This window comes from Rubritalea marina DSM 17716 (assembly GCF_000378105.1).
Lineage (GTDB): Bacteria > Verrucomicrobiota > Verrucomicrobiia > Verrucomicrobiales > Akkermansiaceae > Rubritalea > Rubritalea marina.
In genome coordinates, this window is sequence record NZ_KB899249.1 from 150,171 (window position 1) to 166,948 (window position 16,778).

Sequence of the window (16,778 nt, forward strand, 5' to 3'; positions counted from 1 at the left end):
AGGTGAATGAATGTGCCTGATGGCAGTTGGGAATGGTATTATCTTGCGGGTTTGTTGGGGATGCTCCACTCTAGCAGTATGAATGATTTGCGCGGTAGCTTGTTGAAGCTAATGGGAGGGAAGAATTACCACCCGATGGATGCCTCAGAACTGGCGCGAGCCTTGGGGATTCAAAGTTCTGAGCGTCGTGCATTGAGAGTGCTTTTAAGCAAACTTGAGGCGAAGGGGCGGATTTCGATTGGGGCGAAGCGGCGTTACAAATTACGCAACCGCGAGCAGGTTATTTTGGTGGGCGTGGTGCGTTTTCAGCAGAATGGCAATGGTTGGTTTTATCCGACGCAGACGGATGAGAAGAATGTAGCGACTGGCTTCGATATGAAGAAGTTTGACCGGATATTCGTGGATATTCGCGATCTTGCTGTGGCATTGGATGGGGACATGGTGACTCTGAGGGTGACCCGTGTTGGGGTGCCGCGATGGAAGAAAATTGCCAATGAGAAGCGAGACGAGAAGCCTAGAAGGCAGCATCGGGGTAAAGGAAAACATAAGAAGCAAGTGCCCGAGCCGAAGTCTACGGACTTGAAAGAAGAGGCTGCAGGGCGTGTGCTCAAGGTGATTGAGCGCACCAGTAAATCTGTGATTGGTTTTTACCGGGAGGAGGATGCGTATTGTTATGTGCAGCCTGAGGAGCGGGCTTTGCCGCCGATGATCGAATTGATTGAGCCGACGAGTGCCGAGCCCGGGCAGATCGTGGCTGTGGAGATTGTGCATTGGGCACATCGCAACGAGGATCCAGTGGGCAAGGTGGTGCGTGTGATTGGTCACCCATCTGATCCTGGCGTGGATATTATTTCAGTGATTCACAAGCACAAGTTGCGTACCGAGTTTCCTGATGATGTGCAGAAGGAGGCTGAAGCGGTGAATGAAGTGATTCCTGAGGAAGAGTTGGCGCGCCGAGAAGACTGGCGCGACAAGCCAGTGGTGACTGTGGATCCGGCGGATGCAAAGGATCACGATGACGCGGTTTACGTGGAAGAGCTTGATGACGGGTGGCGTTTGGCGGTGCACATTGCTGATGTTTCCCATTACGTGCGACCAGGAACGGCGCTCGACAGTGAGGCTCAGCAACGAGGTAATTCTACTTACCTCGTGGATCGAGTTCTTCCGATGTTGCCGGAAAAACTATCCAACAATGTGTGTAGTTTGCGCCCAGGGGTTGAGCGTCTCACAAAGTGCGCGGTGATGGAATTTGACCGCAGTGGTGAACGCCGCAAGGCATATTTTTGTGATGCTGTGATCAAGAGTCCAGCTAAGTTTGCATACGAGGAGGCCCAAGTCTTTATCAAAGAAGGTGGTGGTGGTTCGCTTGGCGATAACATTCGCACGGCGTGGGGATTGGCAGAAGTGCTGCGCAAGCGTCGCTTCAGGCTAGGAGCCTTAGATCTTGAATTTCCGGAGGTCAAGGTGGTCTTAGACGATGAGACAAAGTTGGCCACTGAGGTGGTGAAGCTGGACTATGATGAGAGCCACCAAATGATTGAGGAATTCATGCTCGCTGCCAATGAGGCTGTGGCTGTGGCACTCAAGGGTAAGCGCAAGAATGCGGTGTATCGTGTGCATGAAGAGCCGGATCCAGATCGACTCAATGAATTTGGCGAGATGGCGAGCATCATGGGATTCGCATCTGGCGACCTAAGCAATCCGAAGCACATCCAAGAATTGCTCAGAGCAGTGAAGGGGCATACCCTAGAGCAGTCGATCAAGCTTGGGCTGTTGAAGAGTCTGAAGCGCGCTGCATATTCTGTGGAGCCACTGGGGCATTACGGCTTGGCGAAAATGGACTACTGCCATTTCACCAGCCCGATCCGTCGCTATGCTGACTTGGTGGTGCACCGGGCCTTGCAAGGGCTTTTGGTGAACCCTCCAGCGAAACCAGCACAGGTACCAAAGCTCAACAAACTGGAAGAGGTGGCACAGCACATTTCCGACACTGAGCGCAATAGTGCCGAGGCGGAGAATGCGACCAAGCGCATGAAAATGATGGAATACCTTCACCGACTGGGACAAGGCGATGGCGAGCAGCAGACTTTTGAGGCTTTGGTATCGGATGTGCGTCGCATGGGCTTGTTTGTAGAGATCACCGACATGCAGGTGAAAGGCTTGGTGAAAAAGGAGCATTTACCGAGAGGTAAGTGGGTGTTTGAAGCAGGTGTGCATGCCTTCCGCGACATGGCTTCAGACCGCAGCTACCAGCTTGGACAATCGGTGACGGTGAAGATTCATAAAGTGGATCTCGACAAACAGCTGGTAGATTTTATCATATGTTAACGGTGTAGGGGGCTGACTGTCTCTGGTATAAATAGTTAAACAATTTGTGATGATGGTGATACGTATTCCTCAATTTTTGATCCTCTGTGGTGCTGCTGTTTGTCTGGCGGTGACAAGCTGTAGTAAGAAAGAGAGCATGGACGAGATCGGGATGGAGATGGTAGTGGAGTTGGAAAAGCTACCTGAGTCACTCAAGCGCTTTGATTCATCTGATAGCGAAGATTCAAGAGGGATCGAGATTGCAGAGATGCAGATGCTCAGTGAGGCTTTGCGTGATTTGACCGCGCGTACTGCCGAAGCCACACCGATGTCTAGAGAGGTGGAGCTAGCTGTGAATAAGCGCATCAAAGATGTGCAGGATGAGGTCGAGTTCCTACTGGTGCAGATGCAAGACAAACCATCCTTTGTGATCCGTTGCTCTCGCGAGATTGAATTGATTTCTCGCCACGTTCATCAGCTAGAGCAGTTGATGAAGCCGAGCGAAGAATAGCATGTGATTGATCGCTCTGGTCTCCAAGATACAGCATGCGAGGATGGCTTTTGTTTTCTCACTTATGTAGGTTTTCTCTTGTCATTGGGCTGCTGCCGTCGGTGCCGTCCATTGCATGCCATAGAGTTGCTGAGGCATGTTAGACTTGTTTTGGTTGTCTTCATAGGTAAGATTGCCTTGTTTTCCTTCGTATTCGTTTTCATCACCCCACCACGATTGACGATGCATCCCTTATCAACAATTTCGAATTCAGTTCACCTTTTGCTCACTGGAGCCTTGGTCATTCCTCTTTTATTGAGCCACTCCGGTGGAGCCGCAACCGTGACTTCATTGGACGTGACTGCCTCGACTTATGTTTCGAATTTGGTCCCACTGGAAGAGGTATTTAGTGATTCTCCAGACCCGTCTCCGAATGTGACTCCAGACCCGAATGATGCGGAGCCTATCACGCTGGTTCCTGATCCATTCCGGTCGCAGCGCATTGGTGACTTTAATGGAAATGGTGTGGACGCATTGGTGACTGGGCAGGTGGGGGCTCTGAGTTATGGGGAAGCCTCTGGGGGCTTCTATTACACTGGTACGAATATCTTGGAGTCTTCGGTCAAAGAAGATGTGGATAATGGTCGCACCAGCAGCGCTAAGCTCACTCTAGGGGCATTTGCGCAGTACGAGTTCGCCTTTACCATTTCAGGCACTGAGCAAAAACGTGCCAATCTTGATTTTACCTACAACATCCAGATAAGTAATGAGCAGAACAATTCTGCGACGGTTTTTTGGGAATTGCAGAGTGTGACCAATGGACGCATTGACGCTCTATCTGGAGAGATCACTCGATCGCACGATCCGGGAAACTCTGGAGTGGATGAAATTGCGGATGTGGTGCGAAGCGTCGATCTAAATGCGGGTGATTATGTGTTTACGATATATACCGAAGTGCCAGATCAGGAGTTTAATAATGGTAATAAGTCTGCGAGTGCTTCCATCATCGACTTTTATGGTGAGGTGGTTGATATTCCGATGGTGCCAGAACCGTCTGCGGTCTCATTGTTTGGGCTTGCTAGCTTGCTCGGCTTGATGCGTAGGAGAAGGTAGCTGATGCATCAGCTCGATGCGCCCAGATCAGCCGGCCGCTTGGCTAGCTGATGAGTTGTTTTTTGAAGCGGCTACTTCGTTCAATTGTTTGATGTTTCTGGCGAAAGCTCTTGCGTGATTCGCGTTCCGAGTGTTTACTGCGCTCAAGGTAAACATAATAATACTTAGCAAGTTTGTAAGGTATTAGTAGCGAATAGCCCATTTCACAACGATTATGATCCCATCACACGCACCATTTGATCCGAACCAAAGCGCGGCATTGTCGTCTTTGCTTCCGACCTTTTCACCAGAGCAACGCGCTTGGCTAAGTGGCTTTTTGGCCCAGGCTGTAGGTGCGGCAGCAGCTCCGGCTGCAGCGGCATCAGTGCCATTGACCGTTCTTTACGGTACTGAATCCGGAAATGCAGAGTCATTGGCTGACAAGACCGTGAAAGAAGCTAAGAAAAAAGGCTTCAAGGCGGTGATGAAGAACATGGCTGATCTCAGTGTGGCTGATCTCAAAAAATTTGAGAATGTGGCTGTGATTGTCTCCACATGGGGCGACGGTGAGCCACCAGAGGCAGCGGAAGCGTTTCATAAAGAATTTTTGGAGGCATCGATCGACCTCAAGGGTGTGAAATTCTCGGTTTGTGCCTTGGGTGACACATCGTATGACAAGTTCTGTCAGACCGGTAAGGAATTTGATTCTCAGCTGGAGAAGCTTGGTGCTGAGCGCGTGGCGGATCGAGTTGATTGTGATGTCGACTTTGATGATTCATACGCAGCTTGGAAAGACGCACTCTTTGGTGCCTTTGATGCGCCTGCAGCGGCTGCGCCAGTAGCCTTTGACGCATCAGCCTTCGCCGCAGCTCCGGCAGTGGAGTACGGCCGCAAGAACCCGTTCCCATCAGAGGTGCTTGAGAATTTGGTGCTTAATGGTGAGGGATCCGCCAAGGAAACCATCCACCTTGAGCTCGATCTTGATGGATCTGGTCTCGAATACGAAGCTGGCGACGCACTCGCAGTAGTTCCTGTGAATGCTGACGATGTGGTTGACGCCTTCCTCAAGGCATCCGGCCTCAGCGGCACGGAGCAGGTAGAACTTAAGGGTGAAGAAAAGGGGGACCTCAAAGAGGCTCTCAAATACAAACTCGACATCACTGGGCTTTCGCGTGCAGTGGCCAAGAAGTACTTCGAACTCAGCAAGAGCGATGAGCTTGGTGCGATCGTTTCTGACGAGAAGAAAGCAGACTTTAAGAATTGGGCATGGGGACGCGAAATCGTGGATCTTCTGGAACTATTCCCAGTGCAGAAACTTGAGGCCCAGGCTCTGGTAAATATTCTTCGCAAGCTTCCACCGCGACTCTACTCGATCGCATCTAGCCCGAAGGCGCATCCTGGTGAAGTGCACCTCACGGTGGCAGCAGTGCGTTACGAAGGACACGGCAAAGCGCGCAAGGGCGTGGCTTCGACCTACATAGCAGATGAGGCTGGCACTGGTGAGAAGGTGCAAGTCTACGTGCACAAGAACAAGAACTTCCGTCTTCCTGAAGACACCAACAAGCCTGTGATCATGGTTGGTCCTGGTACTGGTATCGCTCCATTCCGCGCCTTCATTGAGGAACGTGGTGAGACTGAAGCGAAGGGGGAGACATGGCTCTTCTTCGGCGATCAACGCTACACTTACGACTTCCTCTACCAGCTTGAACTTCAGGATCACCTCAAGTCAGGCGCATTGAACAAGCTCGACGTGGCATTCTCCCGTGACCAACCAGAGAAAGTCTACGTGCAAGACAAGATGCTTGAGCAAGGTGCAGAGATATACAAGTGGCTTGAAGCTGGGGCTTTCTTCTACGTCTGTGGTGATGCTGAGCGCATGGCTAAAGATGTAAACCAAGCACTCATCGATATCGTGTCAGAACACGGAGGTAAGTCAGCAGATGACGCGGCTGCCTACATCGAAGCACTCAAGAAAGACAAGCGCTACCAGCGTGATGTGTACTAAGAGGCTTCGCCTCAATTACGAATTAGAAATTACAAATTAGAAATTTTAGTTATGAGCGAAGAACAAAAACTATCAGCGAACGAATACCTCAAGATTGAGTCGAACTACCTTCGTGGTACGCTTGCTGAAGAACTCGCCGATTCATCCACTGGTGGTATTTCCGAAGGGTCTGCCCAAATGGTTAAATTCCATGGTTGCTACGTCCAAGACGACCGCGACCTCCGAGCCAATCGCCGCAAGCACAAGCTCGAGAAGGCCTACAGCTTCCTCATGCGTGTCCGCCTTCCCGGTGGTGTGGTGACTCCTGAGCAATGGCTCCACATGGACTGGATCTCAGAGAATTTTGCCAACAACACACTCAAGCTTACCACACGTCAGGCATTCCAGCTTCATGGCGTGATCAAGAGTCAGCTCAAGCGCACCGTTCAGGAAATGGACAAGGTGGCGCTCGACTGTATTGCTGCTTGTGGTGATGTGAACCGCAACGTGATGTGCAACCCGAACCCGCACCTCAGCAAGTCCCACGCTGAAATGGTGCAGCAGGCGAAAGACATTTCCGAGCACTTGCTACCGCAGGGTGGTGCTTACCACGAGATCTTCCTCGACCAAGAAAAGGTGATCTCATCTGAAGAGGTGGTGGAGCCAATCTATGGCAAGACCTACCTTCCACGTAAGTTTAAAATTGCAATCGTGATCCCACCGTCAAACGACTGTGACATCCACGCCAATGACCTTTCCTTCATTGCCATCCAAGAAGGTGACAAGATTGTGGGCTACAACATCGCTGTTGGCGGTGGCATGGGCATGACTCATGGTGTAGAGACAACCTACCCACGCCTAGCAGACATCATCGGTTTCTGTACTCCAGAGCAAGTGGTCGACGTGGCGGAGAAGGTGATCCTGGTGCAGCGCGACTTCGGTAACCGTTGTGACCGTAAGCAATCACGTGTGAAGTACACCATCGATAGCCGTAGCGCCGAATGGTTCACTGAGAAGCTCAACGAATACCTTGGTTACGACATTGCTCCTGTGCGTCCGTACGAATTCACCACCAATGGTGACAACTTCGGCTGGCACGAAGACGAGACTGGCAACTGGCACCTCAACCTCTTCATCGAAGGTGGTCGTGTGGTCGACTCCCCAGCATTCCCAGTGAAGACTGGACTTCGCGAAATTGCCAAGGTGCTCAAAGGTGAGTTCCGTCTCACAGCAAACCAGAACCTTGCAATCTCCAACATCCCAGCGGATCAGAAGGCAGAGATCGAAGCAATCCTCGACAAGCACAACATCCTCAAGAGTCATGAGCGTTCCGCGCTGCGCCTCTTCTCGATTGCTTGTGTGTCCCTTCCTACTTGTGGACTCGCCCTCGCTGAAGCGGAGCGTTACCTCCCAACTGTAGTCACGGACCTTGAGTCAGTGCTCGAAGAATGTGGTCTCCGTCACGACGCGATCACCATCCGCATGACTGGTTGTCCGAACGGTTGTGGCCGTCCATTCCTCGCAGAAATCGGTTTTGTCGGTCGTGGTCCTGGTCGTTACAACCTCTACCTCGGTGGTGGCCACGCTGGCCAACGTCTCAACAAGCTCTACCGCCAAGACATGCTTGGTAAAGACGCGAAGGAAATCCTCAAGCCTCTCATCGAAGACTATGCAAAGAACCGCCATGACGGCGAGCGCTTTGGCGACTTCGTGATCCGTGCGGGTCATGTGGCTGCCACAGAAAATGGCAAGGACTTCCACAAGAATATCAAGCCTGAAGCAATCCCTTCCTAAGGGCTGTTTCGAATGACCCTAGGTTTTAGAAATGAACCTAGGGGTCTACCAACTTACTGAGTGGCGAGAGGGCTAGATGCCTTCGCGACTCACGACTCTCTATTTTTAATGAGTGCAGCAGAAACACAATTATCAGACGCAGAAATCATCGCGCTTGAACTCGGCTCCAAGAAGGCTGGCGAGCGCATCAAGTGGCTATACGACACCTATGGTGATCGCGTGATGGCGAGCACCAGTTTTGGTCTCCAAGCTGCTGTGATGTTGCATTTGATCAGTGAGAATGCACCCAAGATGCCTGTGGCATTTGTCGACACTGGCTACTTATTCCCTGAAACATACAAGTACATTGACACCTTGACGGAAAGGTTCGATGTTGATCTCCGCGTCTACAACCCCAAGCTCACCGCAGCGCGCCAAGAGGCGCTCTATGGACAGCTTTGGGAGCAAGGCGAGGAGGGGAACCAGAAATACGGTATCATCAACAAGGTGGAGCCGATGGACCGCGCCATCAAAGACATTGGCGCTGATATCTGGCTCAGTGGCCTACGTCGGTCGCAGTCGAGCACGCGTAAAGATCGTGCTTTTGCTGAGCAACAAAGCGCTACGATAAAAGCCTATCCAATCCTCGATTGGGCAGATGCTCAGGTGAATGTGTATTACAACATGCATGAGCTACCGCGTCATCCGCTTGAAGCAGAAGGGTACGTCACCATGGGTGATTGGCATTCGACCGTACCTGTGACAGAGGGGATGAGTGCTGAGGATACCCGCTACGGTGGGCAGAAATACGAGTGTGGGCTTCACCTCGATAATAAAGTCAGCGACTTCCAGATTTAAGATCAATGAAAAACCAGGCTTGTCGGCCTGGTTTTTTTGTCGTTGCTTGAGTTGAAATCAGTCCTACTCGGGCAGTTCAGGTAGGGCATTGAGGAGTTCTTGGTAACGCAACTCATCGAAACTACGTTTGTCGATGAACATTCTGTTGCTTTCATCAGCCAGGCACAGGGCAATCATCTTTTTAGCGAGCGCTTCATCGATCACTTCACCTTCGTCTTCAGTCTTGAGCAAGCGTTGGTATGTTTTGCGAACGTAGGTGGTGTCTCGTGAGTTGAGCTGTTCTTCTACTGCGGGGATGAGTGAGCTTACGAGTTCTGATTCTTCCATAATGATATTGCGGAGATTGGACCGAATGCTGGTGGGATTGTCTAGCCTTTCCCGTCTAGGTATTTCCAGACGCCTTTGTGGCGAAGGAAGCGCGAATATTCGTACATTTCGAGGAGTTCGCCGTTTTCGTGAAATTGAGCGGAGAATTCGACCTTCCCTTTTTTGTCATTGGGCCCACCTTTGCTGGTGGAATGGATGTTGAGGCTACGCCATTGCACGTTGTGGATCATGGTTTCTAGCTCCTGCTTGAGCTTTGGCTCGCGGGTGTTTGGGTGCTGTGAGAATACCAAATAATCGACTAGGCGGAAAAAGTAGGCGCTGTAGCGCGAGCGCATCAGTTGCTCTGCAGTTTGCGGACTGGCCTTACCAATATGGAAGTCGCGACAACACTCATTGTAGGCAGTTTTGCTACCACAGGGGCAATCACTGCGGAGGCGAATGCGCAGTGGGCGGTCTTCCTCAGAGTCAGAGGAGTATGCTGGAGTGGTCTCATCGTTCATGACGGATCTTCTGTAGTGGCTGTGTCTGCTTCGTTATTTGCACTTTCTTTGGTGCTCACTTTTTCTGCAAGGGTCTGCACCACGAAATAGAGCATTGGCACGACGACCATACCCAAGATGGTAGCTGCCAGCATGCCACCTAGCACAGCGGTACCTAGAATCTGGCGTGATTGAGCGCCTGCTCCAGATGCAATGACTAGCGGGATCACACCAAGAACAAAGGAGAGTGCCGTCATGAGAACCGCACGGAAGCGAAGCTTCACGGCCATCCATGCTGCATCAAAGATATTGTGGCCGGCTTTACGTTGTTCGGCAGCGAATTCGGTAATCAGGATGGCGGTCTTGGCCGAGAGACCAATGAGAAGCACAATGCCCACCTGGGTGTAGATGTTGTTGTCCATGCCGCGTAGCATGACTCCTGCAACCAGGCCAAGCAGGGCGATTGGTACAGCCAAGCACACTGAAAGTGGTAGGGTCCAGCTTTCATATTGAGCCGCAAGAACCAGGTACACCATCAGCAGGGAGAAAGCAAAGATTGCCATCATGCCACCAGATGCTTGCTTTTCTTGGTAGGAGAGGTCGGTCCAGCTGTAGCCCATGCTTGGCGGCAGTTCGTTGTCTGACATGTCTTCTAAAATTTCCATTGCTTGACCGGAACTGAAGCCAGGCGAAGGATTCGCCATGATTCTTACGGATGGGTACATGTTGAAGCGGGTGATGGTCTGTGGGCCGAGGATCTCACGCAATGAACAGACCGAGCCAAGTGGGATCATCTGGCCATTGCTACCGCGAATATTGAGTTTCATGATGTCATCTGGGCTGGCGCGGTAGGGGCCATCCGCCTGCGCATTGACTTGGAAGACTCGGCCAAACTTGGTGAAGTCATTGATGTAGACCGAACCTAAATAGATTTGGAGTGTGTCGAAGACATCGGATAATGAGGTGCCGGTGCGTTTGATTGCTTCGCGATCGATGTCGATGAAGATCTGGGGAACTGAGGCTCGGAATGTGGATCGCATCTGAGATAACCCAGCCTGCGAGTTGCCGTGCTCAGAGAGTAGGCCGGCCATCGATTGAAGTTGTCCTAAGCCTGAACCACCTTTGTCCTGAAGCATGTAGGTGAGACCACCCGAGACACCGACGCCGGGAAGCGATGGCATGGGGAATGCGAAAGCCTGAGCGTCGCGAATTGCCATGAGCTTCATGTTGATGTTGCGGATAATTGCTTCTTGGCTGAGCCCAGGTTCATTACGATCCTCCCATGGCTCGAAGGTGATGAGGCAGAAGCCGGTATTTGAAGCTACCGCTCCGTCGACCACGGAATAGCCGTTCACAGCGAGTGTGTTGTCGACGCCTGGGACGCTGGAAATTTCGTTTTCAATGCGCTTCATCACTTCATTGGTGCGCTCGAATGAGGCTCCATCTGGGAGCTGAAGGTTCATCATGCTCCATCCCTCGTCTTCTTGAGGCACAAAGCCAGAGGGCAGTTTACCTAGGCCAAAGATGGCCATCGCAGTCATGCCAACGAAGAGGACTAAGCCAACAACAACAAGTCGCAGTGCTTTTTTTACGATCGAAACGTAACCTGAATTAGCGCCTTCAAGTGTCTTGTTGAAAAGTTTGAAGAAGCCCTTGGGCTCACTCGGGGTTTTAGTGAGTAAGACACCACAGAGGGCGGGGCTGAGGGTGAGAGCGCAAATCGAACTGAAGACCGTGGCTACGGAGATGGTGATCGCAAATTGTTTGAACATGGTACCCGTGATGCCGCTCATCATGGTCATTGGAACAAATACCGAGAGCAGTACGAGGGTGGTCGCAATTACCGGGCCAGATACTTCCTTCATCGCCGCTGTAGCAGCTTCTCTACCTTTGAGGCCTTTGCCTAGGTGTACGAAGGTGTTCTCTACCACAATGATGGCATCATCCACCACAATACCAATCACGAGGACCAGACCAAATAGGGTGAGCTGGTTGAGCGAGTATCCTAAAAGCTGAAGCACAAAAAAGGTGCCAATCAAAGACACGGGGATGGCTACTGATGGGATGATGGTGGCTCGGACGTTTTGTAGGAAGATGTACACGGTGAATACCACGAGGGCGAGTGTGGCGAAGAGGGTGACAATAACCTCTCTGATGGAAGCTGTGATCACTGCAGTGGAGTCATAGATGATACTGTATTCAACTCCTGCAGGGAAGCTGCGGCTCAGTTCCTCAAATTTTTCGAGCACGCCATCTGCCACTTCCATTACATTGGATCCTGGCACCTGGAAAATCGCCAGAGTGGCAGCAGGCTGACCATTGACGCGCGAGGCAAAGTTGTAGGTGTTTGAACCAAGTTCGACACGAGCGATATCGCGCATGCGTACGGTGCGTCCATCCTTGTCAGTCGCCACAATGACGTCTTCAAATTCTTTCACGTCTTCGAGGCGCCCAAGAGTACTGAGTACGTATTCATTTGGTGTGCCGCTGGGGGCAGGGGAGGCGCCCACCTTACCGGCGGCGACCTGGATGTTTTGCTCTTGGATAGCAGCCAAGACATCGCTGGCTGCAAGGCCGCGTGCTTGTAGTTGGTCTGGGTTGAGCCAAAGGCGCATGCTGAATTCGCCCACACCATAAACTGTCACATCACCCACGCCGGCAACACGGGCGATTTCATCACGGATTCGGAGGTTGGCATAATTGCTCAGGAAGGCATCGTCGTAGGTGTTGTCTGGTGATGTGATACCGACGTACATGACGGTGTCCGTCGACTTCTTTTTGACCGTAACGCCCGTTCTTTTGACCTCTTCAGGAAGTCGAGCTTGGGCGATTGAGACACGATTTTGAACCAAGACGTTTGCGATGTCTAGGTCTGTGCCGGGTTCAAAGGAAACGGTGAGCGTCATACTGCCATCGTTGGCGCAGACGCTGGACATGTAGATCATGCCTTCCACTCCGTTGACTTCTTTCTCAATAGTCGCAGCGACGGTGTCGGAGACTGTCTGAGAATTGGCTCCGGCGTAGGTGGCTGATATCGTGATTGTTGGGGGGGCTAGGTCTGGGTAGCGGGCCACCGGTAATGCCACCAATGCCACGGCTCCGAGTACGACGATGACGATCGAGATGACCGATGCGAAGATCGGGCGATCGATGAAAAACTTACTAAACATAGTGGGTGAGTGGGCTAGCGTTACTTGCTGCTGGGCTCTTGCTTGCTAGCTGGTTTTTGCTGCTGCGCTGGAGTCTGTGGGGGAGTTTCGCCTTCCATTTGAGGAGTAACCTTTGCTTCTTCACGAACCCGCTGGACCCCACGTGTGATCACGCGGTCGCTTGCTTGTAGTCCCTTGAGAATAATGGTTTCACGTATTGGTACTGCGTCTGGATCTTCTTGAGGTTTATTCACTGTAGGCCCAGTGACGACGCCCACACGTTTGACTGTGTTTTGTTCATCCACAACCCACACGAAGCTACCGCCAATGTCCCTGAGTACCGCAACTGCTGGCACGAGTATTGCGTCCTTGAAGTTGCGAGGATAGCCGACTTCTGCAAACAAGCCTGATGAAAGCTCTCCATTAGGGTTGGGAAATACCGCGCGCACTTGAGCGGTGCGTGTGCTGGCATTCACCTTGTTCTCAATGTAATCCAGTGTGCCCATTTGACTGTAGACGGTACCATCAGCTAGTTCGAGGTTCACCTGATTGAGTTTCTTTCCAAAGTCATGATCAGCAGCCCGCTTGCGGTAGAACTCAAGCATCGTGCGTTCAGGGACTTCAAAGTATGCTCGGATCGAGCTTTCATCCACTACCGTGGTCAGCAAGGTGGGCTCAGAATTTCCAACGAGGTTTCCTCGATCCACAAGGGTGCGAGAGGTGCGGCCAGAGAGTGGGGCCTCAATGTTTGTGTAGGACAGGTCAATTTCGGTGCTGAGAAGTTGTGCTTCCGCCAGCTTGAGTACCGCCTTGGCATTGTCTACGTCAGCATGTGCCTTTTCTAAATCTAGTTCAGATACTGCTCGTGGCCCGGCTTTCTCGAGTCGGCTCAAGTTTGCGATAGAGAGCCTGAGTTGGGCTTTTGCCTGATCGATGTCTGCAAGAGCGCCTTCTTTGTTGGCCTTGTAAATATCAGGTTCAATGGCGAAGAGTTTGTCGCCTTCTTCGATCACCGTGCCTTCTTTAAAGTAGATTTCTTCGAGGATTCCTTTGACGCGAGCGCGAACCTCGACTTCAGCGATACCTGTGAGGGTGGCTGGATATGTTTCGTATACGATTTGGTCGCGCTGAGCAGGGTTGGCCACCGTTACTGTTGGCGGCGGCGGCGGAGCAAATTCGTTTTTGGGGCCACAGCTAGTGAGTGAGATAGCTCCAGCCATTGCTGATGCCAAGAGAGGTTTTGTGAAGTTCATGGGATGTGGAACGTGACAGTTCTGAATGTTGGTAGACCATTGATACTGGGTTCTAACCAAATATACAACTTAGAATACTCTGAATCTAGCAATGATCAAGGATCTTGCGCTAGCGATTTCTTGTAATACTAGATGCGCAATCTACGTAGCTGGAGTATAATGAGAAGTCACGCGATTTGAAGATGAGTCGTTCACTGATCACATTGCTGTTGTTATCTGACGTGTTGTAGACGGATGATGCAATCGGCGGTGCTGGTTACCGAGAGTATCGGTGGTGAATCATCATCTCATGGAGAGTGTCTTGTATGAAAATAATTCTATTGTGATCAGTGTGCTTGCAATGGAAATAGATAATTGTTATATCTGTACTATCTACCTAGTATGAATACCCAAAGCCTAATCGACCAATCAACCCTGAATGCGAATCCCAACGACTGGCAGGAGCGTAAAAAAGTTGCAGTACAAATGTATCAACAAGAGATGTATTTGGAAGCAGCTGACTTGGTGTGGAATGCACCTGAAATTCCATCGACCGATCTCGATGTCGCATTCACTCTGAAGATTGTATCCCGTGCTCGTGCGAACAGAGCCATCCGCTTGACCTATGAGGTGATCAAGCGCAACCGGGATAAGCCAAAGAAGAACATGGCCTTCGCGAAGGCTTTGAATGTGATAGGGATGCCGATGCTTGCTTCCAGGTTCTATGGTGCAGCGATGGCGGCAGATGAACAGTTTTTTGACCTTGGCTTCGAACAGCAAACGATGTGGTGTGATGAATCGGAAGCGCTGCTAGAGGCGTGGTCGAAATCATCTCAGGGCATTGAGCAACCATTTAAACTGACACTAGAGCAGACGTTTGGAGATCCCATTCACTTGGCGAAACTCGTACGCGATCAAGGTGCTATTTCCGAACCGTTGCAGAATGATGCTCCAGCTAAGTTGAAGCCAGTGCTCAAGCCTGCGCAACCTACCGGTAGTCTGCAGGCGAAGCCCGTCCCGCCGAAGCCATCTATCGGGCGTCCGCCAACGGCCAATCCAGTGAGCGGCACGGCGCCACTCCGACCATCTGTGCCAATGACTGGGCCGCTCGGTGCCAAGCCAGTCGGTTTGAGAACCGCGACAACTCAGCTAGACACAGGGAGTAACGGTGAAGATTCAGCTGACTTGAAGCATCCGCCAAAGCCGATGCTCCCACCTGTAGCTCCTCCAGCTCAAATATAAGCGCTTGCTTGCTTGACGAGCATCGAGTGTCTGTCTCATGATGTGATAGAAACAATAATCTCACTACGAGATCACCCTTTGCGTTTGCTATCATGTCATTATTAAAAGAGTTACTGGACGATATAGTTTTTCCCCCGAATGTTTACGGCGCCTTAGTAGATTTACAAGTCAGCGCCGATGACTGGATTTCACGTAAATTACTTGTCGAGTATCTCTATGAGAATGGTCACGAGAATGAAGCGTGTAAGGTGCTATTAGAGAGCCCCAAGGTACCATTTCAAGCCCTGGACATCTTGCTCGTGGTGCGTGTGTTAGGAGAACATGAAACATCCAAAGCGATTTCATTTATCAACCACGTGTTAGAGCGCGTATCTAAGGATAAAGATGCCTGTATGAAGCTGGCACAGGTGTTTTGTGGGAGTGGCCATCACCTGTTATCATCTAGGTTCTACGGAGCTGCTAAGGCTGCGGAAGCAGAGTGTTTTGATTTAGGCACGGAAACGGCGTGTCTGTGGCTCGATGATCAGGGAGTTTTCGAAAAATTTTGGCATGAAAGTGGCTACAAGCCTCTGCCTCCGGAGAAGATGCCCATGGAGGATTTCTTGGGCAAGGCGATGAGTTTCCTAGAATACACAAGCCGTATCACCGCTCAGGCTTTTCCAACGATCGAGGCGCCGCCTAAGCTTGATGATGCTAGCACCCAAGCTAAGCCCAAGTTGTTGATCCCGAAATCATATTAATCTAAAAGGGAATCCGATTTTTCAGACATGTCATTGACTAAAGATATTGAAGGTATGTTAGAGCTGGTGGAGCAAGACCCGAGCAATTGGGTGCTTCGCAAAGATGCGGCTCTAAAGTTGTATGAGGCGGGGGAGTTTGAGCAGGCAGCCGACATGGTTTGGCTTTGCCCTGAAATTCCATCGACTGATATGGATGTGGCATTTGCCGTTAAAATGCTATCGCGTGCGAAGCCGAACAGATCGATTCGTATGTTGTATGAATTGGTTGAGCGCAATGCGGGCAAGACTGAGCAACTACTGGCCTTGGCCAATGTGTTCAACCTGATTGGTTACTCGATGCTTTCGCATCGTTGTTATGGTAATGCGGTGGCACATGATCCAAGTCTGATCGATATGGGATTTGAATTGGAGGGCTTTATCTCTGACTCAGAGCATGTGTTGGCCAAAGAATTTGCTACAGCCAACACCGACAAGCTGGTGGTGTTGCAGGGGGATTTTGCTGAGCTTGAGGGAGACGATATCGTCTGGGATGATATCGTTGAGCGTGATGCTAATGAATTTTCCTTGAAGAAGGCCACGCAGGACGCCATTGGTTCTAAGAAATCTTCCATGCACCTTACCGCCTTGCATGATGCTATTCAGCTTCATGTCAACAAAGTAAGAGAGGTGGATGAAGCAAATCGTACGGAACTTGTTGAATCAGCTCCTTTGGGAGAATCGAAAAAAGTGGCGACAGTGCCGGGTATTGCCACGCCACAAATTTCCGCTCCTGTTCTCACAAAAGCATCAGCTCCAAAGGCGCTCCCTAAGTTGGTGGCTCCGACTTCGGGTGCATCGGCGGTGAAAGAGCGTGAAGAGTTGGTGGCAACACCGACGATGCCTTTGGATGCGGATTATGGAGATCCTACAGGTGCGGAGGACGAGACTCCTACGGTTTCAGGGGGGCCTAAGCTCCACATTCCTGGCGCTTCTCCGGGCAAGCTTATTGCACCGAGCACTGCTGACGTCGATTCAAGTGCTCCCAAGGCGCTTAATTTGGATACGGAGGCGAGTGGCAAGAAGCCGAAGTTCAACCTTCCTGACACATCATCGTAACACCTACATT

At 51.1% G+C, this 16,778-nt stretch carries 14 protein-coding genes; 9 read left to right on the forward strand and 5 right to left on the reverse strand.

Annotated features, from left to right (window positions below):
* The first annotated feature begins 78 nt into the window (after positions 1-78).
* A complete protein-coding gene (gene rnr / locus F454_RS14000; protein WP_169334305.1) occupies positions 79-2,328 on the forward strand; it encodes a ribonuclease R in 2,250 nt (749 codons plus the stop codon).
* Between the two features lie 49 nt (positions 2,329-2,377).
* Entirely contained in the window at positions 2,378-2,818 is a 441-nt protein-coding gene (locus tag F454_RS0103405) for a hypothetical protein (protein WP_018969218.1), read from the forward strand.
* Between the two features lie 81 nt (positions 2,819-2,899).
* On the opposite strand, the gene F454_RS16270 is transcribed toward F454_RS0103405, so the two are convergent.
* A complete protein-coding gene (locus F454_RS16270) occupies positions 2,900-3,046 on the reverse strand; it encodes a hypothetical protein (RefSeq protein ID WP_018969219.1) in 147 nt (48 codons plus the stop codon).
* Here F454_RS16270 and F454_RS0103415 point away from each other — a divergent pair.
* The 4 genes from F454_RS0103415 (at position 3,041) to F454_RS0103430 (ending at position 8,504) form a co-directional block, all read left to right on the forward strand.
* Positions 3,041-3,910 carry a PEP-CTERM sorting domain-containing protein gene (locus F454_RS0103415; protein WP_018969220.1) on the forward strand — a complete coding sequence of 290 codons (870 nt, stop codon included), beginning with the start codon at positions 3,041-3,043 and terminating at the stop codon, positions 3,908-3,910. The genes F454_RS16270 and F454_RS0103415 overlap by 6 nt on opposite strands.
* Positions 3,911-4,124: 214 nt before the next feature.
* Positions 4,125-5,894 carry an assimilatory sulfite reductase (NADPH) flavoprotein subunit gene (locus F454_RS0103420; protein ID WP_018969221.1) on the forward strand — a complete coding sequence of 590 codons (1,770 nt, stop codon included), beginning with the start codon at positions 4,125-4,127 and terminating at the stop codon, positions 5,892-5,894.
* Between the two features lie 51 nt (positions 5,895-5,945).
* On the forward strand, positions 5,946-7,667 hold the full coding sequence (locus tag F454_RS0103425) for an NADPH-dependent assimilatory sulfite reductase hemoprotein subunit (RefSeq protein ID WP_018969222.1): 1,722 nt from the start codon (positions 5,946-5,948) through the stop codon (positions 7,665-7,667).
* Between the two features lie 108 nt (positions 7,668-7,775).
* Complete coding sequence (locus F454_RS0103430; protein WP_018969223.1) at positions 7,776-8,504, forward strand: phosphoadenylyl-sulfate reductase; 729 nt, start codon at positions 7,776-7,778, stop codon at positions 8,502-8,504.
* A 63-nt stretch (positions 8,505-8,567) separates the two neighbouring features.
* Here F454_RS0103430 and F454_RS0103435 read toward each other — a convergent pair whose 3' ends face one another.
* Genes F454_RS0103435 through F454_RS0103450 form a run of 4 tightly spaced genes read right to left on the reverse strand, consistent with a single transcriptional unit; the run spans position 8,568 to position 13,712 of the window.
* Positions 8,568-8,831: a hypothetical protein gene (locus F454_RS0103435; RefSeq protein ID WP_018969224.1), complete on the reverse strand. Its 264-nt coding sequence runs from the start codon at positions 8,829-8,831 to the stop codon at positions 8,568-8,570.
* Positions 8,832-8,872: 41 nt separating this feature from the next.
* Positions 8,873-9,331: a YchJ family protein gene (locus tag F454_RS0103440; protein WP_018969225.1), complete on the reverse strand. Its 459-nt coding sequence runs from the start codon at positions 9,329-9,331 to the stop codon at positions 8,873-8,875.
* Positions 9,328-12,480, reverse strand: a complete 3,153-nt coding sequence (locus F454_RS0103445) for an efflux RND transporter permease subunit (RefSeq protein WP_018969226.1) — start codon at positions 12,478-12,480, stop codon at positions 9,328-9,330. The genes F454_RS0103440 and F454_RS0103445 overlap by 4 nt, the downstream gene beginning before the upstream one ends.
* Positions 12,481-12,500: 20 nt before the next feature.
* On the reverse strand, positions 12,501-13,712 hold the full coding sequence (locus F454_RS0103450; protein WP_018969227.1) for an efflux RND transporter periplasmic adaptor subunit: 1,212 nt from the start codon (positions 13,710-13,712) through the stop codon (positions 12,501-12,503).
* A 381-nt stretch (positions 13,713-14,093) separates the two neighbouring features.
* Here F454_RS0103450 and F454_RS0103455 point away from each other — a divergent pair, with 381 nt between their 5' ends.
* The 3 genes from F454_RS0103455 (at position 14,094) to F454_RS0103465 (ending at position 16,768) form a co-directional block, all read left to right on the forward strand.
* On the forward strand, positions 14,094-14,933 hold the full coding sequence (locus F454_RS0103455; RefSeq protein WP_018969228.1) for a hypothetical protein: 840 nt from the start codon (positions 14,094-14,096) through the stop codon (positions 14,931-14,933).
* Positions 14,934-15,025: 92 nt separating this feature from the next.
* The gene (locus F454_RS0103460; protein WP_018969229.1) at positions 15,026-15,673 is read left to right on the forward strand and encodes a hypothetical protein; all 648 of its coding nucleotides are present in this window, start codon (positions 15,026-15,028) and stop codon (positions 15,671-15,673) included.
* 27 nt (positions 15,674-15,700) lie between these two features.
* Positions 15,701-16,768 carry a hypothetical protein gene (locus tag F454_RS0103465; RefSeq protein WP_018969230.1) on the forward strand — a complete coding sequence of 356 codons (1,068 nt, stop codon included), beginning with the start codon at positions 15,701-15,703 and terminating at the stop codon, positions 16,766-16,768.
* Positions 16,769-16,778 lie beyond the last annotated feature (10 nt).

Coding starts and splice junctions, on each gene's coding strand:
- F454_RS0103445 (WP_018969226.1), bottom strand. CDS start 12,480: ATGTTTAGTAAGTTTTTCATCGATCGCCCGATCTTCGCATCGGTCATC.
- F454_RS0103425 (WP_018969222.1), top strand. CDS start 5,946: ATGAGCGAAGAACAAAAACTATCAGCGAACGAATACCTCAAGATTGAG.
- F454_RS0103455 (WP_018969228.1), top strand. CDS start 14,094: ATGAATACCCAAAGCCTAATCGACCAATCAACCCTGAATGCGAATCCC.
- F454_RS0103430 (WP_018969223.1), top strand. CDS start 7,776: ATGAGTGCAGCAGAAACACAATTATCAGACGCAGAAATCATCGCGCTT.
- F454_RS0103450 (WP_018969227.1), bottom strand. CDS start 13,712: ATGAACTTCACAAAACCTCTCTTGGCATCAGCAATGGCTGGAGCTATC.
- F454_RS0103460 (WP_018969229.1), top strand. CDS start 15,026: ATGTCATTATTAAAAGAGTTACTGGACGATATAGTTTTTCCCCCGAAT.
- F454_RS0103415 (WP_018969220.1), top strand. CDS start 3,041: ATGCATCCCTTATCAACAATTTCGAATTCAGTTCACCTTTTGCTCACT.
- F454_RS0103405 (WP_018969218.1), top strand. CDS start 2,378: ATGATGGTGATACGTATTCCTCAATTTTTGATCCTCTGTGGTGCTGCT.
- F454_RS16270 (WP_018969219.1), bottom strand. CDS start 3,046: ATGCATCGTCAATCGTGGTGGGGTGATGAAAACGAATACGAAGGAAAA.
- F454_RS0103440 (WP_018969225.1), bottom strand. CDS start 9,331: ATGAACGATGAGACCACTCCAGCATACTCCTCTGACTCTGAGGAAGAC.
- F454_RS0103420 (WP_018969221.1), top strand. CDS start 4,125: ATGATCCCATCACACGCACCATTTGATCCGAACCAAAGCGCGGCATTG.
- F454_RS0103465 (WP_018969230.1), top strand. CDS start 15,701: ATGTCATTGACTAAAGATATTGAAGGTATGTTAGAGCTGGTGGAGCAA.
- rnr (WP_169334305.1), top strand. CDS start 79: ATGAATGATTTGCGCGGTAGCTTGTTGAAGCTAATGGGAGGGAAGAAT.
- F454_RS0103435 (WP_018969224.1), bottom strand. CDS start 8,831: ATGGAAGAATCAGAACTCGTAAGCTCACTCATCCCCGCAGTAGAAGAA.